The sequence below is a fragment of the Ferrovibrio terrae genome (genome assembly GCF_943372915.1).
GTDB lineage: Bacteria > Pseudomonadota > Alphaproteobacteria > Ferrovibrionales > Ferrovibrionaceae > Ferrovibrio > Ferrovibrio terrae_A.
In genome coordinates, this window is the sequence record NZ_CALSAN010000008.1 from 1 (window position 1) to 20482 (window position 20482).

Sequence of the window (20482 nt, forward strand, 5' to 3'; positions counted from 1 at the left end):
CACGCCCTTGCGCGGCGGCTTTGCCGCCACCGGTCCGCCATCGTGGAAAACATCCTCGGTGATACAGACGATCTTGCGCACTTCGACCAGACTCATATCCCTCACCCCAACGCTTTCTGTGTACTGCCGAGCAGCATCTCGCCACCCACCGTTCTGGTCTCGCCCTGCAGCGACAGGAATGCCGCCTGAACCAGGCCGTTGCGGCGCAAATCTTGCGCGCGCGCTACGCCGGACGACAAGGCCTGCTGGATGGCAATAATCGGTAGTGCACCTACGGATACCGTCACCGGCAGTGCACCCAGATCGCTGTCGTCACGCAATGCGTGTGCCGGCTGCCGGCGAATCATCTCATGCTCCACGGTCACCGCATTGGCGATGATGGTGGCCGCTGCATCGGCCTGCGCTGCCGTTTCGGCCAGAACAGTGACCGCATCGGCAATGCCGAGCGAGAACGAGCGGCCACGCCAGCCCGAAGTGGCGATGCCGCGCGAAGGCTGTGCGGCATTCAGCGTGGCAATCGCATCCAGATGCGGCAGGTCGGGATTGCAGACTACGGCGGCGCGCAGGGTCTCGCCGGGTGTGAGATGGAAAGCGATATCGCCACCATTGTTTACATAAGCTTTTGTCAGCTGCGTGCCGGCCTGCATCGCGGCCAGCACTTCATCCGCCACCGATCCGGCCACGGCCGCCATCGGGGTGATGAAGACGGCACGGTGCGGCCAGCAGGCCGCCGCCATGCGGCGGGCCACCGGGCCGCGGAACAGCGGATGCGCCCCGCCCAGCGGCCGACGCAGATCGGGCAGCTCAGCCACCAGCGTGGCGAGGATATCCTGGAAGCGCGCCACCGACTGGTCATAGGCCCGCGCGACATCCGCTTTTGCGCCAAAGGCTTCGATCACCAGGTCGATCGGGCCATGCTGCAGATGCAGGCGCCGTGAGGCGCCATCGCGGCCAACCAGCCAGGCTGCTGTGGGCTGCGTGCTGCTCACGGCTGCTCCTCGGCCGTCGGACGCGAGATCGGCCAGGGATTGTCGTCGCGCCAGGCCTGCTTGCTCAGACGGCCGGTCTGCAGCACGTCGTCAAGCTGCACCACGTAATCCATATGGCCGCCGAGTGCGGCATAGTCGTCGCGCCGCAGGGTGAATTCGATGGGGGCAACCAGCGCCGGCGTCGGCACATAGCCAAAGGAATTGTCGGGCATGCGCGCCACATCCACCATGTAGGTGATGCCGCCGCCGGGCCAGACATAGACCGGCGCGCCACCAGAGGTGACGCGGGTAAGGCGATCCTTCACCGACAGCGTCAGCCGCACCGGGTTTTCGGTGACGCCCGCGCGCAGGCTGCCGCCAGCGCCGGCCATGAACAGCACGGTGCAGAGCGAGGGCTCGCAATTCTCGGCAATGCGGTCGACCACGACACGCACCGGGGCCGGCATCTCGGCCGGCTGCGGCTTCAGTTGGTCGTCCAGCACATACCAGGCGCTGTGTTCACCGGTGGTGGAGACCATCAGCAGCTTCATGCCCGGCCAGGCGGCCTTGGCATCGATACTCTCGATGATGTCGAGCGGATCGGACACATTGGTGCCGCCCCAGCCCAGGCCCGGCTCGGCCACCTGGAAATAACGGCCCGGCGTGGATTTGCGGCCACGCACGCGGATGCCGGCCAGCGGCATGTCGAGGAAGCGGCCAGCCTGGTGCTCGCTCAGCACGCCGGTGATGTGGTCGTCCACCACGATCACCTCGTCGGCATGGCCGAGCCACTGCTTGGCGAAGATGCCGATGGTGGCCGAGCCGCAGCCGACACGCATGCGCGCTTCCGGCGTGCCGTTCACGATGGGCGGCCGGTTGGCCTGGATGGTGACTTCGGCGCCACCATCGATCTGCACGGTGACAGCCTGCTTGTTGCACAGCGCCAGCAGCGCGTCGCAGGTGACGATGCCTTCCTTCTTGCTGCCGCCAGTCAGGTGATGCACGCCACCGAGCGAGAGCATCTGCGAGCCGTATTCCGCCGTGGTGACATGGCCGATCGCCTCGCCGTTCACGCGCACGGCGGCCTGTTCCGGACCGAGATGGCGATCGGTGTCGATCTTCACCTTGACGCCGCAGTAGCTGAAGATGCCTTCGGTGACGACCGTGACCATATCGACGCCGTCATGCTGCGACGACACGATGAAGGGCGCCGGCTTGTAATCGGGATAGGTGGTGCCGGCGCCGATGCCGGTGACGAACATGGGCGACAGTGCAACAGGCGGCGGGGCTGCCACGCTGCCATTCCAGCCTTCGGAGCCGGAGAGAAACGGCACCACGGCCCCTTCGGAAGCCGCGCGTTCGGTAATGACCAGTGGATCGACGCGGGTGAGCACGCCCTCGACATTGGCATAGCGGTCGCAGGCGCCGGCCTTGCCGGGACGGATGCGGCACAGCACCGGACAGGCATCGCAGCGAACGACGTCATCCTTCGGAGCGGTGGTGGCGACAGCGTGGCTCATGCGTCCCTCCCCTGTCCTATTCCGCGGCCAGCGGCACGTCTTTGAGCGCCGCATGCAGGCGATGCGGCAGCACCGGCACTTCGGTGACGCGCACGCCGGTGGCATGGCGGATCGCACCCAGGATCGCCGGCGCGGTCGGCACCAGGCCCGGCTCGCCCACACCCTTGGCGCCAAACGGCCCGAGCGGTTCGGCATCCTCGATCATGATCACATCGATCTCGGGCACATCGCCCACGGTCGGGATCAGATAGTCATGCAGGTTTTCGGTGCGGCCCGGCAGGTATTCTTCCATCAGCGCCAGGCCCAGCCCCTGCGCGATGCCGCCATGGATCTGGCCTTCCACCTGCGTCGGGTTCACCGCCCGGCCCACGTCATGGGCGGCGATGATTTTCTTCACCTTCACCTTGCCCAGCTCGGTATCGACTTCGACCAGCGCCATCTGCGCGGCAAAGCCATAAGTGGCATAGGGCACGCCCTGGCCATTGGCATCCAGCATGGTGGTGGGCGGATCGAAGCGGCCCTCGCCCAGCAGCACATCGCCATCCAGGTTCAGCCGCGGCAGGCTGGCAAGATCGATGCGGCGCACCGCGCCGCCGTCGTCCACGGTCAGCACCGCACCATCGAAGTTGAGTGTCGCGCCATCGCCGGCATTGGCCAGCCGCAGAATCTGCGCCCGCAGATCGCGGGCAGCGATTTCGGTGGCCTTGCCTGAAACAAAGGTCTGGCGCGAGGCCGAGGTCTTGCCGGCATCCTGGGTGCGGTCGGTATCGCCCATCACATAGTCGATACGATCCATGCTGACACCCAGCGCATCGGCCACGATCTGCACGAAGATGGTGTTCGAACCCTGCCCGATATCGACGGCGCCGTTATAGAAAAACACCCGGCCATCGGCACGCAGGCTGATCCGCATGGTGGAGGGATTGGAAATCGAGGTATTGCCTAGGCCATACCACATGCAGCCAATGCCGAGGCCGCGACGCAGGGTCTTGCGACGGGCATTGAAGGCTTCGACATCGGCGCTCATCGCCTGCCAGTGCGGCCGCAGCGCGGCAATGCAGTCGGCCAGGCCGGCGGAATGTTCCAGTTTCTGGCTGGTCGCCGTCAGATCGCCGGCGCGGATCGCGTTGATGAAGCGCATTTCCAGACGATCGATGCCGAGTTTGGCGGCCAGATCATCCATCAGGGTTTCATGGGCAATGGCGGCCTGCGGCACGCCAAAGCCGCGGAAGGCACCCGACGGCGGCGCATTGGTGAACAATGCGCGGCTGCGGTTCTTCACATGCGGCACATGATACGGCCCGCTGGCATGCACCGGCACGCGGTTGGCCACGGTGGGGCCCCAGCTGGCATAGGCGCCGGTATCGAAATCGGCATGGGTTTCCACCGCCACCAGGCGGCCATTCTTGGCCGCCGCGAATTTCGCCTGGATGCGCGCCGGATGCCGCTTGGTGCTGGAGGCCATGCTTTCCGGCCGCGTGTAGACGCAGGCGACCGGCTTATCCAGATTCCAGGCCGCCAGTGCGATCAGCGGCTGCACCGAAACATCCAGCTTGCCACCGAACCCGCCGCCGCAGGCGGTCGGCACGATGCGCACGCGGTCGGGCGGCAGCTGCATGACACTGGCCACCTCGTCGCGGTCCATATAGGGCGCCTGGGTGGAGGCATGGATTTCAATGCGGTCGCCGATGCGCAGGGCCCAGCCGGCTTCCGGTTCGATATAGGCATGCTCGACAAAGCAAGTCTGGAACAGGCCCTCGGCGGTGGCGGCGGCTTCGGCAAAGCCCTGCGCCACATCGCCCTTGGTGACATTGCCGCGGATCAGCACATTCTCCGGCTTGCCGGCCTGCACCAGCGGCGCGCCCGGCGCCGCTGCGGCGATCACGCCACTGACCGGCTCTTCCGGCACATAGCGGATCGGCAGGTCTTCGGGCTTCACGGCCTCGACCGCCGCGCGCGGACCGACCAGCGCGACCACCGCCTCGCCGCGATAGCGCACCAGGCCGTCGGCCAGCACCGGCTGGTCCTTGTCATCGAAAATGGCAAAGCCGTTGCGCGGCACATCGGCTGCCGTGAACACGCGCACCAGGCCGTATTTGCGCATCACATCGGAGAAATCGCCCAGTGTGAAGGTGGCGCGGGCATGCGGGCTGCGGATCGCGCGCAGCCACAGCGCATCATGCGGGATGTAGTCGGCGCCGTATTTTTCGGTGCCTTCCACTTTCGCAACACCATCGACCTTCAGGCTGCGCGCACCCACGGCGGCGCCAATGTCAGGCGATGCCGGCAGTTCCGGCGTGCGGGTGGCATCCAGCACGGCTTCGACGATCTTGCGATAGCCGGTGCAGCGGCACAGCACACCGCCGATGGCATCCATCACCTGCTGTTCATCAGGCTTGGACACTTCGGCCAGCAGATCGGTGGCGGCCATCAGCATGCCCGGCGTGCAGATGCCGCATTGCGCCGCGCCATGCTTGAGGAAAGCGCTCTGCAGGCGCGACAGCGCGCCATGGGCCTTAAGTCCCTCGACGGTGACCACCGGCCGGCCGGCGGCCTGGCCCACGGCGGTGAGGCAGGCGCAGACCTGGCGACCATCCAGCATCACCGTACAGGCCCCGCAATCGCCGGCATTGCAGCCGACCTTGGTGCCGGTGAGGCCGAGATCATCGCGCAGCACATCGCTCAGGCGTTTGGCCGGCGAGCCCTGATAGGTATGCGGTTTGCCGTTGACGATCAGCCGCATGCCGTCAGTTCCCCTTCTGCTTGGTCAGTGTGGTCAGCGCGCGGCGGACCAGGATTTCTGCCGCCTCGCGGCGATACCCGGCACTGGCGCGGATATCGTCAATCGGGCTCAGGCCATCGAAATGCGAGCGTTCGACGCGATTGGCCAGGGCGACATTGAACCGGCGGCCGATCAGTTCGGCCTCCAGATACGGCAGGCGCTGGGCGACCGCGGAGCAGGCGCCGACGGCGACGCTGGCCGCCGAAATCACGTTGTTCTCGACCTCCACCACCACCGCAACCATGGCAATCGAGATCACCAGATATTCGCGCGCGCCAAGCTTGAGGAAGATGCTGTGCGCGTCTTTTTTCGGTTTCGGCACCAGAATAGCCGAGACCAGCTCGCCGGGCTTCAGCACGGTGCGGCGGTTGCCGGTGATGAAATCGCACAAGCCCAGCTCGCGCTTGCCGCTTGCGGCAGAGATTTCCACCCGCGCCCGCATGGCCAGCAGCGGCGGCACGCTGTCGGCGGCCGGCGAGGCATTGCACAGATTGCCGGCCACGGTGGCGGCATTCTGGATCTGCACGCCGCCGATGGCGCGGGCCGCAGTGCGCAGCGCATCGAACAGCGGCGGCAGGTCGGCGGCAACCAGATCGCTCCAGGTGGTGGTGGCGCCAATGCGCCAGCCGTCAGCGGTTTCGCTGATTCCGCGTAGGTCGGGGATGCCGGTCAGATCGAGGATATCGTCATCGACGGCACGGCCGACGCGCACCGGGTAGAAATCCGTGCCACCCGCCAGGATCACCGGTGCGGCGACATTCTGATTGGCGGCGCTCAGATGATCGAGCGCTTCGGCCAGACTCGTTGGACGCACATAAGACGCCATCGGTGTTGGGGCCTCCCCTCCGGCATCCGACCGTATCGCCCACCCCCGCAGGCCGATATCGTTCGTACGCATATGATGCTGCGTTGCTGCCTCGAAAGAGTCAACGTCAAAATGTAGGCAGTCACTGCGCAGGAATGCGGCAGCGCAACAGAGCGCTGAAAGGTCGCGAAAAGCTCAGGTCAGGCGCTTGAGCAGCGCGACAAACTGCTGCTGTTCGGCCGCCGTCAGCGGGTCGAGCGTGGCTTTGCTCACCTTCGGCCCGTTGTTCAGCAGGCGTCCGACCAGATCGCGGCCTGCTGCAGTGAGGCTGAGGCAGCGGCGACGCTTGTCGTTCTTGTCGGGCCGGTGGGAGATCAGCTTGCGCAGGGTCAGGCGGCGGATCACGCCCTGGATGGTGGCCGGGTCCATCGCGGTGAGACGGCCCAGATGGTTCTGCGACAGTTCGCCCATCTGATACAGCTTCACCAGCGCGGCATATTGCGTGGTGGTCACCTGCTCGTCGCCGATCATGGCGATGAAAAGCGCAGTATGGCGCTGATGCGCCCGGCGGATCAGATGACCGACCTGGTCTTCCAGCACATAGCCGTCAGGCATAGCGGTCGGTTCAACCTTGATCTCCGGTTTCACATTCATGCGCTGCTCATTCCGCTGGATCGCCACTCACAGCTCCAACTTAGCCGGTTCACCGCATCGGGGCCAAGCCATTCCGCAGCAGCCGCAATGCATACGCTGTGATATCGAGCCGCGACGGAACCGGCCGGTTACAAAACTTTCGTCGTGGCCTCGACGCCGCGCGAGACCACCGACAGCCCGCGCATCGTGGTCTCGACCACGGTGCAGGAACAGTAATCCGGCTGCATCACCACCATGCGTTCGTCATTCATGGCCGCGCTCATGGCAGCATTGATGACCATGAAATGCGTGAAGATCACCGTGTCGCTGCGGCAGGACCGCAACATGCCGATCAGGCCCTCGCGCCAGGCGCGGATGATCGACGGTTGGGCGCTGTAACGCTGGTTGGCGATCTGCTGCAGCCAGGGGCCGCGCGCCTTGATGCCCTGTTCAGCAATCTCGGCCGGGGTGGGAATTTCAGAAAATGCAGCACTGACCTCCGGCACCGATCCCCAGCGGTTGGCCAGCGGCAGGGCGGTTTCACGCGCCCGCTCCATCGGTGAAGTATAGATCGGCAGCGGCCCGAGCTTTTCCAACTCCAGCGCCAGATCGATCGCCGCCTCCTTGCCATCATCCGACAGGCTGGGATCTGGATCTTCATCGAACCGCGCCGCAGCCTTGGCGTGTCGCACCAGGTAAATCCGGGACATGTGTCCGCCCCCTCCCTACAATAAATTCACGCGCATATTCTCGCGTGCGACCATGGCGCCGGACCAAAGCTGTCTCGCTTCGGCTTCCAGCTCCTCCATGAACGGGTCCTCATGATCGGGATCATGGTGGAAAATCGCAAGCGTCTTCGCACCGGCGGCGCGGCAAAGCCGCACCCCCTCCTGCCAGGTCGAATGACCCCAGCCGACATGATCTTCGAATTCCGCATCGGTATAGGTGCTGTCGTAGATCACCAGATCGGCACCCTCGATCAGCCCCAGGATATTCTGGTCCGGCTGGCCCGGCGTGTGCTCGGTATCGGTCACATAGCACAAGGATTTACCGCCGTATTCAAAGCGATATCCGGTGGCGCCATCGGGATGGTTCAGCGCCGCAGTGCGCACCTTGATCTGGCCGCCCAGACTGAAGCTGTCACCGGCGCGAAAATCGACACTGTCGATCTGCGCCCCCATCTTTTCCAGCGGCACGGGGAAAAAAGGCTGTGCCATCTGCGACTGCAGTGCATTGCCGATGCCGCCCTTGTCTATCAGATGGCCGGCATGGATCGTGAACTGCCGATCCGCCTTGAAGGCCGGCGAAAAAAACGGGAAGCCGTTGATATGGTCCCAATGCGTATGCGACAGGAAGATATCGCCCCGCATCACGTTGCGTCGCAACAGCCAGTGGCCAAGATTGCGGATGCCGGTGCCCGCATCGAGGATGATGCTGCGGTTGCCGATCTTCAACTCGACGCACGACGTATTCCCGCCAAAACCGATATGGCGCGGCGATGGCGTTGCTATGCTGCCGCGGACGCCCCAGAACTTCACCTTGAAGCTCATGCCGCGCCCTCTTTCCGTTATGATGCCGGCAGGATGGTTTCGACCAGGCGCGACCAGTAGGTGGCGCCGATCGGCAGGACGTCGTCGTTGAAATCATAGCGGGGGTTATGAACCATGCAGCTTTCCTCACCCGCACCGTTGCCGATCCAGACGTAGGAACCCGGCTTCTCGCGCAGCATCCAGGCGAAATCCTCGGCGCCCATGCTGGGGTTGACGTTGCGCAGCACGTTGGTGCCGCCCACCACGGCGGCGGCGGCGGCAGCGGCGAGTTCGGTTTCGTCGGCGGTGTTGATGGTGGGCGGATAGCGGCGCTGGTAATCCAGCTTGGCGGTCGCGCCATGGCTGGCGGCGATGCCGGTGACAATCTGGTTCATGCGCGCCTCGATCATGTCCTGCACCTCTGGCAGGAAGGCGCGCGTGGTGCCGGCGATCATCACCTCTTCCGGAATCACGTTGGTGGTATGGCCGCCCTGGATCTGGCAGCAGCTGACCACCGCGCATTGCAGCGGATCGACATTGCGCGCCACGATATTCTGCAGCGCCAGCACCATCTCGGCGGCGATCACCACCGGGTCGATACCGCGATGCGGATAGGCGCCATGGGCGCCGACGCCCTTGATCTTGATCCAGAACATATCGGCCGAAGCCATCATCGGGCCGGTGCGCACGGCGAACTTGCCCACGTCGATGCCCGGCATGTTGTGCATGCCGAAGACGGACTCACAGGGAAACTTGGTGAACAGGCCCTCATCGACCATCACCTTGCCACCCGCGACATTCTCTTCTGCCGGCTGGAAGATGAAATGCACGGTGCCGTCGAAATTCTTCGCCTTGGCCAGATACTGGGCGGCGCCGAGCAGCATGATGGTATGGCCGTCATGGCCGCAGCCATGCATCTTGCCTTCATGCTTCGACTTGTGGCCGAACTCGTTCATCTCGATCAGGTCGAGCGCATCCATATCGGCGCGCAAGCCGATGGCGCGGTTGCCCTTGCCGGCCTTCAGCGTGCCGACCACGCCGGTCTTGGCCAGGCCGCGATGCACCGGCATGCCGAAGGACTCCAGGGTCTTGGCGACGAATTCCGACGTGCGATGCTCCTCGAAGGCGGTTTCGGGGTGCATATGCAGGTCATGCCGCCAGGCGGTGAGCTGTGCCTTGTTGGCGACGATCTCGTCGATCAGTTTCATTCGGGGCTCCGGCAGGAAAATGCAGGCGTTAAATGGCAGGAATGGGACGATAACCGATTGATTTTGCTCTTTCCACCTGCATAAGGAGGCATTGACTCGGGGGGGCTCCTGTGGTCTTGTCCGCCCGCGGACGGTGCGCATCTGTGCTGACGCCGTCAAGATAATACGGAAATCCATGGAATTTACTGATTTAGGCTTGAGCGAGCCGGTCCTGAAGGCCGTCGCCGATGCCGGATACACCACTCCTACGCCGATCCAGGCGCAGGCCATCCCCATCGTGCTGATGGGCCGCGACGTGCTCGGCACGGCGCAGACCGGAACCGGCAAGACGGCCGGCTTCACCCTGCCGCTGATCGACATCCTGGCCGGTGGACGCGCCCGTGCGCGCATGCCGCGTGCCCTGATCCTGGAGCCGACCCGCGAACTGGCCGACCAGGTCGCCCAGAGCTTCGACAAATACGGCAAGAACTCCCCGCTTTCGATGGCGCTGCTGATCGGCGGCGTGAACTACACCGAGCAGGAAAAGCTGCTGGATCGCGGCGTCGACGTGCTGATCGCCACCCCTGGCCGCCTGATCGACCATTTCGAGCGCGGCAAGGTGATGCTGACCGGCGTGCAGATCTTCGTCATCGACGAAGCCGACCGCATGCTGGACATGGGCTTCATGCCCGATATCGAGCGGATCGGCAAAATGCTGCCGCCGCTGCGCCAGACCCTGTTCTTCTCGGCCACCATGGCGGCCGATATGCGCAAGCTGGCCGACAAGTTCCTGAGCAACCCGAAGGAAATCGAGGTTGCGCGCCAGGCCACGACCGCTGAGTCGATTGCCCAGTTCCAGATCCAGGTTCCGCATCGCCTTAAGCGCGAAGCCCTGCGCACTCTGATCCGCAACGAAGACGTCAAGAACGCCATCATCTTCTGCAACCGCAAGCGCGACGTGGATATCCTGGCCAAATCGCTGGCCCGGCACGGCTTCGATGCCCAGCCGCTGCATGGCGACATGGACCAGTCGGTGCGCACCGCGACGCTGGAGAAGTTCAAGAAGGGCGAGATTGGCATCCTGGTCGCCTCCGACGTGGCTGCTCGCGGCCTCGACGTCCAGGGCCTGACCCACGTGTTCAATTTCGACGTCCCGACCCATCCGGAAGATTACGTCCATCGCATCGGCCGCACCGGCCGCGCCGGCATGAATGGCCGCGCCTTCACGCTGGTGGCCGGCGAGGATGGCAAGTATCTGTCCGCCATCACCAAGCTGATCCAGCGCGATATTCCGGTTATGGAGCTGCACGGCTTTGCCCATGACTCCAGCGATGTTGCCGGGGATGCCGCCGACGAGCGCAGCGAACGTGGCGAGCGCGACCGCAAGTCCGGCCGTGGCCGCGGCGGCCGTGGCCGGGATCGCGACGGCGACCGCACCCGCAGCCGGGATCGCACCCGCGAGCCGCGCGCCAGCGACGCCTCGCGCGAGCCGCAGGCCGCCGTCGAGGCCGCGCAGGTCGAAACCGCCCAGATCGAGACCAGTCAGGTTGAAACCGGCCAGGCTGAGCAGCCGCAGATCGAGCAGCAGGACGCAGCTCCCCGCGATGAGCAGAAGCCGCGCCGGCAGGACCGCCCGCGTCGTGATCGCTCGCGCAAGGAGCGACCGGAACAGCCGCGTGCTGAGCCGGCCCGTGCCGAGCAGCCACGCGCGGAACAGCCGCGCGAAGCCCGCCGTGACCGCAACGACCGGGATCGCAACAATGATCGTGGCCGTCGCGACCATCGCGAAGACCGCGAACCGCCGGTGGTTGGCATGGGCGACCATGTCCCCGACTTCCTGCTGCGCCCGAGCCGCAGGGCGTCCTGATCCGGGCCTCATGATCGTCGCTCACCGGTTGCGGCCCGATTGCGGCCCACGACGGACTTCGATTACAGTCGCGCCAGGACGAGGAAACGGAGCCGGCGATGCAGACGATTTTCGTGATGGTGAAATGCGAGCTGGGCCGCGCCTATGACGTGGCGGTGAAGGCCGTTGAGGAGGTCGAGCAGGTCTCCGAGGTGCATTCGATTTCAGGCCAGTATGACCTGATGATGAAATGCTACCTGCCTGACGGCCAGGACATCGGCCATTTCGTGGTCAACAAGCTGCAGACCATCACCGCCGTGAAGGACACCTTCACGCTCATCACCTTCAAAGCCTTCAACTGACCTGATTGAGAGCGCGCACTTTAACGCGCCCTGACGTTTAGCGCGGACGGTTGCCTGCGGCGCGCGGAGCACTGGTCACTGTGCTGCCGGTCGATGGCGCCACGGTCATGTCGACCTTGGACCCATACAGCGTGGAGCGCGAAATCAGCACCGACGCCACGCGGTCGCCACCCCCCGACAGGAAGGTGAGCTGGCTGGCCTCGGCGCGCACCACGGCCACCTCGGTCCAGCCGTAATTGGCCATCTCGCGCCGGATGAAATCAAACATCGCATCGGCCGAAGAATTCACGCTGTAGGACAGGCGCCCGATCCAGCGGTCCCCCTCGCCCAGAATAATGGTGCGGTTGGAATCCAGCGAATAGCCGTCAGGCAATGCCACGCCGGCAATCTGCGTCGGCGGGCCGCTGCCCGGCTTGCCGGCATCACCCGAGCCACCGGCAGAACTGTTCCATGCTGAGCAGGCCGTCATGCTGCCGAGGATGGCAACAAGCGCGAGAGCCCGTCGTGTTGGGCTGTTGATCAGGCTTGTAAACATCATCGTCGTCCGACGTCCCCCGGCGAATCGGTAAGTCTTTTATTTACCATACTTGCCCGGACAAGTCGCTGGCACGCTGAACGGTACTAGCATGCCGTGCTTCGCTGAGCCTGCGGCGCAGACTCCATCTTGTCGCTGCCTGCAATTTATTTTATACTTAAAATAATATGGCCATGGAGCGGTCCAGGGCCCAAAGGAGCATCCGGGTGAACGAGCAGTCCAAGGCATCCGCGGCAGGCAATCGGGCGTTTACCGGACAGCATGTGCTGGTCACCGGCGCCAGCCGTGGTATCGGCTGGTCGATTGCGCAGGCCTTTGCGTCACGTGGCGCCACCCTCAGTCTGGCCGGCCGCGATGCTGCCCTGCTGGAACAGCGCCGGGCATCCCTCGGCGCGGCCCATACCGCCTTTTCTGCCGATCTTGCCGATGCCGATGCCGCCACCGCCATGGTGCGCCATGCTGTCGCCGCCCACGGCCCGATCAACATTCTGGTCAACAATGCCGGCTACGGCGCCAGCCAGCCGTTTGCCAAGATGACGGCCGAACACTGGAACCAGATGCTGGGTGTGAACCTGTCCGGCGTCTTCCATGTCACCCGCGCCGCTATCGACGGCATGCTGCCGCGCAAATCCGGCCGCATCATCAATGTCGCCTCCACCGCCGGCCTCACCGGCTATGCCTATGTTGCCGCGTATGTCGCCGCCAAGCATGGCGTGGTTGGCCTGACCCGGGCGCTGGCACGCGAATTCGCCACCCAGGGCATCACCGTGAATGCCGTCTGCCCCGGCTATGTCGATACCGAGATGACGGCGGCGACCATCGACACCATCGTGAAAAAAACCGGGCGCAGTGCCGAAGATGCACGCGCCGAACTGGCCAAGAGCAATCCGCAGGGCCGCCTGATCCAGCCGGAAGAGGTCGCCGATGCGGTGCTCTGGCTGGCTGGAGCCGCTGCGGCTTCGGTGACTGGCCAGTGCATCGCCATTGCGGGGGGAGAAGTGATGTCATGAGCGAAGTGCGTCAGCCAGTGCCGGCCAACGATCGCGAAACCGCCGCCAATCGCGACGATAAGCTGGAGCTGCGGCTGTGGCTGCGGCTGCTCACCTGCTCCAGCCTGATCGAGCAGAATGTGCGTGGCGCGCTGCGTCTGCAGTTCGATACCACCCTGCCCCGCTTCGACCTGCTGGCCCAGCTGGATCGCGCGCCCGATGGCCTGACCATGAGCGAGCTGTCGGCCCGCATGATGGTGTCGAACGGCAATATCACCGGCCTGGCCGACCGCCTGGTGGAAGAAGGCCTGGTCAAGCGCACGCCGTCGCAGCGGGACCGCCGCTCCAGCCATATCAGCCTGACGCCGGCCGGCAAGAAGGCCTTCGACACCATGACACCGGTGCATGAGGGCTGGATCGACCGGATGATGGGCGGCCTCAGCCGCCAGGACATGCAGCAGCTGTTCCAGCTGCTCGGCAAACTGAAGCAGTCGGTGCACCAGAACGCCGTCGAAGCGGACCAGGGAGACAAGCCGTGAGCAAGCTGGGCAAGGATTTCAAACCGCAGCATTTCGGCTGGTCGGTCGATGGCAAGGTGGCGACCGTCACCCTCAACCGGCCCGAGCGCAAGAATCCGCTGACCTTCGAATCCTACGCCGAACTGCGCGACACCTTCCGCGCGCTCAACTATGTCAGCGATGTGAAGACCGTGGTGATCACCGGTGAAGGCGGCAACTTCTGCTCCGGCGGCGATGTGCATGAGATCATCGGCCCGCTGGTGAAAATGAAAGACGCCGGCGACATGGCCGGACTTCTGGCCTTCACCCGCATGACCGGCGATCTGGTGAAAGCGATCCAGCATTGCCCGCAGCCGGTGATTGCCGCCGTCGACGGCATCTGCGCCGGCGCCGGCGCGATCCTTGCCATGGCTTCCGATCTGCGCATCGGCACGCCACGCACCAAGACCGCCTTCCTGTTCGTGCGCGTCGGCCTCGCCGGCGCCGATATGGGTGCCTGCAATATCCTGCCGCGCATCATCGGCTCCGGCCGCGCCGCCGAACTGCTCTATACCGGCCGCAGCATGAGCGCCGAGGAAGGCGAACGCTGGGGCTTCTACAACCGGCTCGTTGCGCCCGAACAGGTGCTGGCTGATGCGCAGGCGCTGGCCAAGGAGCTGAGCGACGGGCCGACCTTCGCCCATGGCATCACCAAGACCTGCCTGCATCAGGAGTGGTCGATGGATCTGGATGCAGCCATCGAGGCCGAGGCGCAGGCACAGGCGATCTGCATGCAGACGCAGGATTTCGCCCGCGCCTATCATGCCTTTGTCGCCAAGCAGAAGCCGGTCTTCGAGGGCAACTGAGATGGCGGACAAGAGTTATCTGACCTGGCCGTTTTTCGAGGACCGTCACCGCGCGCTGGCCGCCGAGCTGCAGACATGGGCGAAAAAGCACGCCGCCCATCACGACGAAAGCGATGACATCGACGCGGTCTGCCGCGGCTTTGTCGCGCGCCTGGGCGCTGCCGGCTTCCTCGGCCTGACCGTGCCCAGGGATGGTGGCGGCACTTACGACAAGCTGGAAGTACGCAGCCTGGCGCTGGCGCGCGAAATCCTTGCCTATCACCACGGCCTGGCGGATTTCTCGTTTGTCATGCAGGGGCTCGGCTCGGGCCCAATCAGCCTGTTCGGCACGCCGGAGCAGAAACAGCGCTGGCTGCCCGGCGTGGCGCAAGGCACGCGCATAGCAGCGCTTGCGATGTCCGAACCCGATGCCGGTTCCGATGTCGCCGCCGTCAGCACCGTGGCGGTGCCGGATGGGCAGGGCTATCGCCTGAATGGCGTGAAGACCTGGATTTCCAACGGCGGCATCGCCGACCAGTATACCGTTGTTGCCCGCCTCGGCGATGCGCCGGGCGCAAAAGGCCTTGCCATCTTCGTGGTCGAGGCCGGCACGCCGGGCTTCAGCGTGCCCGAGCGCATCGACGTGATCGCCCCGCATCCGCTCGGCCGCCTGGAATTCAAGGATTGCGTGATTCCCGCCGGCAACCTGATCGGCAAGCCGGGCGAAGGCTTCAAGATCGCCATGAGCAATCTCGATGTTTTCCGCTCCACCGTCGGCGCGGCGGCACTCGGTTTCGCACGGCGTGCGCTGGACGAGGCACTGAAGCGCGTGCATGAGCGCAAGGTGTTCGACCAGAAGCTCGCGGATTACCAGCTGACCCAGGCGAAGATCGCCGACATGGCAACCGAGATCGATGCCTCGGCGCTGCTGATCTACCGCGCGGCCTGGACCAAGGACATGGGCGCTGCCCGCGTCACCCGCGAGGCCTCGATGGCCAAGATGTATGCCACCGAAGCCGCGCAGCGCGTGATCGATGCCGCCGTGCAGCTCTGGGGCGGGCTGGGCGTTACCCGCGGCATCATGGTGGAAAGCCTGTATCGCGAAGTGCGCGCGTTGCGCATCTATGAAGGCACCACCGAGATCAACAAGCTGGTCATCGCTGGCCAGACCTACGCCGCCTTTGCAGGCGAGGCACAGCCATGAAGATCCTCGAACCGCTGAAGCTCAATGGTGTGACCCTGCCAAACCGCATTGCGGTGCCGGCCATGGTCACGCGTCTGTCGGGTGAGGACGGTTTCGTCAACCAGCCGATCATCGACCGCTATGTGCGTTACGCGCAGGGCCATGTCGGCCTGATCGTGGTGGAAGCCACGGCCGTGCATTCCAACAAGTCCGGGCCTTTGCTGCGGCTGTCGGACGACGAGTTCATTCCCGGCCATCGCGACCTGGTCGATCAGGTGCACGCCACCTCCGACTCCAAGGTGGTGCCGCAGATCATCCATTTCCTGAAAGTGGCGCGCTCGGGCTGGCGCCAGACCATCGACAGTTTGAGCGAAGCCGATATCGAGCGCATCATCGAGGAATTCGGCCAGGCTGCTGCGCGCGCCCGTACTGCTGGTTATGACGGCGTCGAGCTGCATTCGGCCCATGCCTATACGCTCTCCTCCTTCCTGTCGCGCCGCAATCCGCGCCGCGATGATTTTGACGGCCGCACCCTGGAAGGACGCCTCGCCATGTTCGGCCGGGTGATGGCCAGTGTGCGCCGCCATGTTGGCAAGGACTGGACCGTGGGCGTGCGCTTCCTCGCTGAAGAGGCGATCAAGGAAGGCTATACGGTCGAGGATGCCAAGCTGATCGCGCTGCGCATGGCGCAGCTTGGCGTCGACTATATTTCGCTGTCGGTCGGCGGCAAGTTCGAGGATGCGGTGCATCGCGAAGGCCAGCCGCTCTATCCCTATACCGGCTATTCCGGCGACCGCTGCATGCCGGGCGACTGGTATCCGCCGCTGCCGCATGTCCATCTCGCCGCTGGCGTGAAGCAGTATATCAATTCCAAGGGTTTCACCGTGCCGGTGATTTCTGCCGGCAAGATCAGTGACCCTGTCGATGCCGAGCGCCTGCTGCAGACCGGCCAGGCCGACATGATCGGCATGGCGCGCCAGCTGCTGGCCGATCCCGACTGGGTCAAGAAGGTGGAGCAAAAGCGCGGCGACCAGATCGTGCGTTGCATCTACTGCAATGTCTGCAAGCAGCTGGACGAGAATTTCAAGGAAGTGACCTGCTTCCTCTGGCCCAAGGGCCTGGTGCAGGCGCCCGCCGATGCCACCGATGGCGCGGCGCCGCAATGGCCCGAAGGCGGTGCCAAGCTGGTCGCCACCGTCGATAAGGGCCAGGTTAAGCTGAGCTGGGCCAAGGCCGTGGCCGGGGCCGCGCCGATCGCCGGCTACAATGTCTATCGCGCCGAAGATGATGGCGCCGCCCATGTCACCGAGGCGGTCAAATCGACCAAGCACAGCGACAAGGTCGTGCTCGGTGGCTTGCGCTACACCTATTACGTCCGCGGCCATGATGCCGCCGGCCGTGCAACACCGCCGTCAGATGCGGTGCGTATCGACCTCCCCGTCCCGATCGCCGAACCCGCTGTCTCGTCTTCGTCCGAGGTTCGTCATGTCCCGCATTGAAACCCATATGCCCGCCGTTCACGAATTTGAACCATCCGCGCATGTCGACAGCTTCGCCCGCGACCACCTGCCGCCGCAGGAGCAGTGGCCGGTCATGCTGTGGGACACGCTGCCTGAGCTGAAGGCGTACCCCAAGCGCATGAACTGCGCCGCCGAGCTGCTCGACAAGCAGGCCGCCATCCATGGCGACCGGCCAGTGATCTATTACAACGACGAAGTCTGGACCTACACGAAGCTGCTGGAAGCCGCCAACCGCATCGCCCATGTGCTGGTGGAGGATTACGGCATCAAGCCGGGCAACCGCGTGCTGCTGCGCTCACCCAACAACCCGATGTATGTCGCCTGTTGGTTTGCAGTGATGAAGGTGGGTGCCATCGCGGTGGCCACCATGCCGCTGTATCGCTGGCGCGAACTCACCTTCATGACCGAGAAAGCCGAGATCGAACTGGCGATCTGCGACTGGCGCCTGCGCGGCGAAATGGAAACCACGCTGCGCGAGTCGAAACATCTCAAGCGCATCTGCTACTTCTACAGTGAAGACGTGCCGGACTCGCTCGAAGCCCGCATGGCGACGAAGCCAGCGGTGTTTGAAACCCTTGATACCGCCTGGGACGATGTCTGCCTGATCGCCTTCACCTCTGGCACCACCGGGCCGGCCAAGGGCTGCATGCATTTCCATCGCGACGTGATGGCGATCTGCGACACCTTCAACCGCTATGTGCTGCGGCCGACCAAGGAAGATGTCTTCACCGGCAGTCCGCCGCTGGCCTTCACCTTCGGCCTCGGCGCTTTGGTCACCTTCCCCATGCATGTCGGCGCCAGCACGGTGCTGGTCGAGCAGTACACGCCGCAGAAGATGCTGGAGACCATCCAGGCCAAGAAGGTCTCGATCCTGTTTACCGCGCCGACGGCCTATCGCGCCATGATCGACCTGGCGAAGAATTTCGACCTGTCCTCGCTGAAGAAAGGCGTCTCGGCCGGCGAGACCCTGCCGCTGGCCACCTATCAGGGCTGGTATGACGCCACCGGCGTCAAGCTGATCGACGGCCTGGGCGGCACCGAGATCCTGCATATCTTCATCACCTCGGAGGGTGACGGCATCCGCCCCGGCGCCACCGGCAAGCCGATCCCGGGCTATGAAGCCGCGATATTCGACAAGGATGGCAACCGCGTGCCGCCGGGCACGGTCGGCCGCCTGGCAATCCGCGGGCCGGTCGGCTGTCGCTATCTCGACAACCCGGAACGCCAGACCGCCTATGTGCAGCAGGGCTGGAACTTCACCGGCGATGCGTACATGTGCGACGAGGATGGCTATTATTGGTATCAGGCGCGCGCCGACGACATGATCGTCTCGGCCGGATACAACATCTCCGGCCCCGAAGTGGAATCCGTGCTGCTGATGCATCCGATGGTGCAGGACTGCGCCGTGGTCGCGGCCCCCGATGGCGAGCGCGGCCAGGTGGTGAAGGCCTATATCGTGCTGCGCGACAAGACCCAGGCAACACCGGAGACGGTGAAGCTGCTGCAGGACTTCGTGAAGGCCGAGATCGCGCCCTACAAATATCCGCGCCAGATCGAGTTCATCGAAACCCTGCCGCGCACCGAAAGCGGCAAAGTGCAGCGGTTCGTGCTGCGCAAGCAGGCTGCCGAGACCAAGGTCTGACCCGGCGCAAAAGTGCAAGTTTCCCTCCGCTGAGTCCATTGGATGCCGTTGGGGAAGGATTAGGTTGTCCAAAGGCAGGATCTTGCGCCGCGACAGCCTTTGACATGCATAATAATGCTTGCGGAGGCCGTGACCGGCATTATAGTACCTACTCGATAATAAACGGAGGAAATGTAACGGGTCGCGGTTTGCGATCTGGCCCGAGCCGCAAGACCTTCGGCTCACAGCATAAATTCCCCCGCAAGCCGCCTTCGTAGCGATGTGGCGAAGGTGGGTTTGGACGTATCGTGCAGGCGTGAGTACAGTGTGGGTACAGGGGCATGCGCCGCAGTCAGGCGGCGTCAGGGGCCATAACAGTCACAAGCGACCAGTAACAAGCGATGGGCCGGACAATCCGGCACCGCGCAGGGAGAGGAGACCACCAATGAAGTTTTCAACCGTCCTGAGCCTGACCAGCGCGCTCGCGCTTGCGGCCGTGCCCTTCGTGGCACAGCCCGCGGCCGCCCAGGCCAAGAAGATCAAGATCGGCTTCGTCACCACCCTGTCCGGCCCGAATGCCGCGATCGGCGTCGACATGAAGAACAGCGTTGAGCTGGCGCTCGATCACCTGGGTCGCAAGATGGGCGGCATCCCGGTCGAAGTGATCTACGAAGACGACGAGCAGAAGCCGGAAGTCGGCAAGCAGAAAACTGAAAAGCTGATGCAGCGCGACAAGGTCGACTTCGTTGCCGGCTATATCTGGTCGAACGTGCTGCTGGCCTCCTACAAGACGGTCGTTGATGAGAAAACCTATCTCATCAGCGCCAATGCCGGCCCTTCGCCGCTGGCCGGCGAGCAGTGCAATCCCTATTTCTTCGCCGCCTCCTGGCAGAACGACCAGAACACCATGGCGGCCGGCGAGCTGCTGAACCAGAAGGGCATCAAGTCGCTCTATATCGTGGCGCCCAACTACGCCGCCGGCCAGGACATGGCCAATGGCGTGAAGTCCACCTTCAAGGGCCAGGTGGTTGGCCAGGACATGACCAAGTGGCCTGACCAGCTCGACTTCTCGGCCGAGATCTCGAAGATCCGCGCCGCCAAGCCGGGCGCCGTCTTCGTGTTCTTCCCCGGCCGCGCCGGCGTGCAGTTCTTCCAGCAGTACAGCCAGGCCGGCCTGAAGAAGGACATTCCGCTCTATACCACCTTCACGGTCGACGCGATCACGCTGAAGCTGCAGAAGGATCTGACGCTGGATACCTACCAGACCCTGTGGTGGGCGCCGGATCTGCCCTATGCCGCCAACCAGAAGTTCGTCGGCGACTTCAAGAAGAAGCACAAGGACACGCCCTCCTTCTACGGCGCGCAATCCTACGACACGATCAACCTGATCGCCTCGGCCGTGACGGCCACCAAGGGCAAGGTGTCCGACAAGGCAGCCGTCGGTGCTGCGCTGAAGGCCGCCAAGTTCGACTCGGTGCGTGGCCCGATGAAGTTCGGCAAGAACAACTTCCCGATCCACAACGTCTACCAGCAGGAAGTCTACAAGGTGTCGGACACCGAGTATGACATCCGCACGGTCAGCACGGTCTATACCGACCTGGTTGACCCGTATGCGGCCAAGTGTCCGATGAAATAAGCAGCAGTTGACCTGCAAAACAGC

At 64.2% G+C, this 20482-nt stretch carries 18 protein-coding genes; 9 read left to right on the forward strand and 9 right to left on the reverse strand.

Translation table 11 applies throughout. The features are described 5' to 3' along the window. Positions 1-101: 101 nt before the first annotated feature. From AAG821_RS07355 to AAG821_RS07390, 8 genes are all read right to left on the reverse strand, one after another. On the reverse strand, positions 102-989 hold the full coding sequence (locus AAG821_RS07355; RefSeq protein ID WP_341913251.1) for a UPF0280 family protein: 888 nt from the start codon (positions 987-989) through the stop codon (positions 102-104). Then, positions 986-2488 (reverse strand): 6-hydroxynicotinate reductase, encoded by a 1503-nt coding sequence (locus AAG821_RS07360; protein ID WP_341913253.1) that lies wholly within the window; start codon positions 2486-2488, stop codon positions 986-988. Before AAG821_RS07360 ends, AAG821_RS07355 begins: the two co-directional genes overlap by 4 nt. Positions 2489-2504: 16 nt before the next feature. Further along, positions 2505-5231: a molybdopterin cofactor-binding domain-containing protein gene (locus tag AAG821_RS07365; protein WP_341913255.1), complete on the reverse strand. Its 2727-nt coding sequence runs from the start codon at positions 5229-5231 to the stop codon at positions 2505-2507. A 4-nt stretch (positions 5232-5235) separates the two neighbouring features. Further along, positions 5236-6084, reverse strand: coding sequence for an FAD binding domain-containing protein (locus AAG821_RS07370; protein ID WP_341913257.1), 849 nt, complete (start codon positions 6082-6084; stop codon positions 5236-5238). A gap of 186 nt (positions 6085-6270) precedes the next feature. Then, on the reverse strand, positions 6271-6756 hold the full coding sequence (locus AAG821_RS07375; protein WP_341913259.1) for a MarR family winged helix-turn-helix transcriptional regulator: 486 nt from the start codon (positions 6754-6756) through the stop codon (positions 6271-6273). Positions 6757-6857: 101 nt separating this feature from the next. Then, positions 6858-7418 carry a histidine phosphatase family protein gene (locus tag AAG821_RS07380; RefSeq protein WP_341913261.1) on the reverse strand — a complete coding sequence of 187 codons (561 nt, stop codon included), beginning with the start codon at positions 7416-7418 and terminating at the stop codon, positions 6858-6860. A gap of 15 nt (positions 7419-7433) precedes the next feature. Continuing rightward, positions 7434-8258: an MBL fold metallo-hydrolase gene (locus tag AAG821_RS07385; RefSeq protein ID WP_341913262.1), complete on the reverse strand. Its 825-nt coding sequence runs from the start codon at positions 8256-8258 to the stop codon at positions 7434-7436. Between the two features lie 17 nt (positions 8259-8275). Next, on the reverse strand, positions 8276-9445 hold the full coding sequence (locus AAG821_RS07390; RefSeq protein WP_341913263.1) for a M20 aminoacylase family protein: 1170 nt from the start codon (positions 9443-9445) through the stop codon (positions 8276-8278). A gap of 196 nt (positions 9446-9641) precedes the next feature. On the opposite strand from AAG821_RS07390, the gene AAG821_RS07395 reads away from it, so the two are divergent. Both AAG821_RS07395 and AAG821_RS07400 read left to right on the forward strand, forming a co-directional pair. Next, positions 9642-11291 (forward strand): DEAD/DEAH box helicase, encoded by a 1650-nt coding sequence (locus AAG821_RS07395; RefSeq protein WP_341913265.1) that lies wholly within the window; start codon positions 9642-9644, stop codon positions 11289-11291. Positions 11292-11389: 98 nt separating this feature from the next. Next, complete coding sequence (locus AAG821_RS07400) at positions 11390-11632, forward strand: Lrp/AsnC ligand binding domain-containing protein (protein WP_341898965.1); 243 nt, start codon at positions 11390-11392, stop codon at positions 11630-11632. A gap of 37 nt (positions 11633-11669) precedes the next feature. Here the strand turns inward: AAG821_RS07400 and AAG821_RS07405 are convergent, their stop codons facing one another. Further along, the gene (locus AAG821_RS07405; RefSeq protein ID WP_341913267.1) at positions 11670-12170 is read right to left on the reverse strand and encodes a hypothetical protein; all 501 of its coding nucleotides are present in this window, start codon (positions 12168-12170) and stop codon (positions 11670-11672) included. Between the two features lie 203 nt (positions 12171-12373). On the opposite strand from AAG821_RS07405, the gene fabG reads away from it, so the two are divergent. The 7 genes from fabG (at position 12374) to AAG821_RS07440 (ending at position 20458) form a co-directional block, all read left to right on the forward strand. Next, complete coding sequence (gene fabG / locus AAG821_RS07410) at positions 12374-13177, forward strand: 3-oxoacyl-ACP reductase FabG (RefSeq protein WP_341913268.1); 804 nt, start codon at positions 12374-12376, stop codon at positions 13175-13177. Further along, the gene (locus tag AAG821_RS07415) at positions 13174-13695 is read left to right on the forward strand and encodes a MarR family transcriptional regulator (RefSeq protein WP_341913269.1); all 522 of its coding nucleotides are present in this window, start codon (positions 13174-13176) and stop codon (positions 13693-13695) included. The genes fabG and AAG821_RS07415 overlap by 4 nt, the downstream gene beginning before the upstream one ends. Next, positions 13692-14519, forward strand: a complete 828-nt coding sequence (locus AAG821_RS07420) for an enoyl-CoA hydratase family protein (protein WP_341913271.1) — start codon at positions 13692-13694, stop codon at positions 14517-14519. The genes AAG821_RS07415 and AAG821_RS07420 overlap by 4 nt, the downstream gene beginning before the upstream one ends. A 1-nt stretch (position 14520) precedes the next feature. Next, positions 14521-15702 carry an acyl-CoA dehydrogenase family protein gene (locus AAG821_RS07425; RefSeq protein WP_341913273.1) on the forward strand — a complete coding sequence of 394 codons (1182 nt, stop codon included), beginning with the start codon at positions 14521-14523 and terminating at the stop codon, positions 15700-15702. Continuing rightward, complete coding sequence (locus AAG821_RS07430) at positions 15699-17180, forward strand: NADH:flavin oxidoreductase (RefSeq protein ID WP_341913275.1); 1482 nt, start codon at positions 15699-15701, stop codon at positions 17178-17180. The genes AAG821_RS07425 and AAG821_RS07430 overlap by 4 nt, the downstream gene beginning before the upstream one ends. Then, positions 17167-18843 (forward strand): AMP-binding protein, encoded by a 1677-nt coding sequence (locus AAG821_RS07435; RefSeq protein ID WP_341913277.1) that lies wholly within the window; start codon positions 17167-17169, stop codon positions 18841-18843. The genes AAG821_RS07430 and AAG821_RS07435 overlap by 14 nt, the downstream gene beginning before the upstream one ends. 424 nt (positions 18844-19267) lie before the next feature. Further along, positions 19268-20458 carry an ABC transporter substrate-binding protein gene (locus AAG821_RS07440; RefSeq protein WP_341913278.1) on the forward strand — a complete coding sequence of 397 codons (1191 nt, stop codon included), beginning with the start codon at positions 19268-19270 and terminating at the stop codon, positions 20456-20458. Positions 20459-20482: the final 24 nt, after the last annotated feature.

Bases quoted from the DNA above. Each gene is read 5' to 3' on its own strand.
- AAG821_RS07430 (WP_341913275.1), top strand. From the start codon at position 15,699: ATGAAGATCCTCGAACCGCTGAAGCTCAATGGTGTGACCCTGCCAAAC.
- AAG821_RS07425 (WP_341913273.1), top strand. From the start codon at position 14,521: ATGGCGGACAAGAGTTATCTGACCTGGCCGTTTTTCGAGGACCGTCAC.
- AAG821_RS07385 (WP_341913262.1), bottom strand. From the start codon at position 8,258: ATGAGCTTCAAGGTGAAGTTCTGGGGCGTCCGCGGCAGCATAGCAACG.
- AAG821_RS07440 (WP_341913278.1), top strand. From the start codon at position 19,268: ATGAAGTTTTCAACCGTCCTGAGCCTGACCAGCGCGCTCGCGCTTGCG.
- AAG821_RS07415 (WP_341913269.1), top strand. From the start codon at position 13,174: ATGAGCGAAGTGCGTCAGCCAGTGCCGGCCAACGATCGCGAAACCGCC.
- AAG821_RS07405 (WP_341913267.1), bottom strand. From the start codon at position 12,170: ATGATGTTTACAAGCCTGATCAACAGCCCAACACGACGGGCTCTCGCG.
- AAG821_RS07365 (WP_341913255.1), bottom strand. From the start codon at position 5,231: ATGCGGCTGATCGTCAACGGCAAACCGCATACCTATCAGGGCTCGCCG.
- AAG821_RS07400 (WP_341898965.1), top strand. From the start codon at position 11,390: ATGCAGACGATTTTCGTGATGGTGAAATGCGAGCTGGGCCGCGCCTAT.
- AAG821_RS07380 (WP_341913261.1), bottom strand. From the start codon at position 7,418: ATGTCCCGGATTTACCTGGTGCGACACGCCAAGGCTGCGGCGCGGTTC.
- AAG821_RS07435 (WP_341913277.1), top strand. From the start codon at position 17,167: ATGTCCCGCATTGAAACCCATATGCCCGCCGTTCACGAATTTGAACCA.
- AAG821_RS07360 (WP_341913253.1), bottom strand. From the start codon at position 2,488: ATGAGCCACGCTGTCGCCACCACCGCTCCGAAGGATGACGTCGTTCGC.
- AAG821_RS07390 (WP_341913263.1), bottom strand. From the start codon at position 9,445: ATGAAACTGATCGACGAGATCGTCGCCAACAAGGCACAGCTCACCGCC.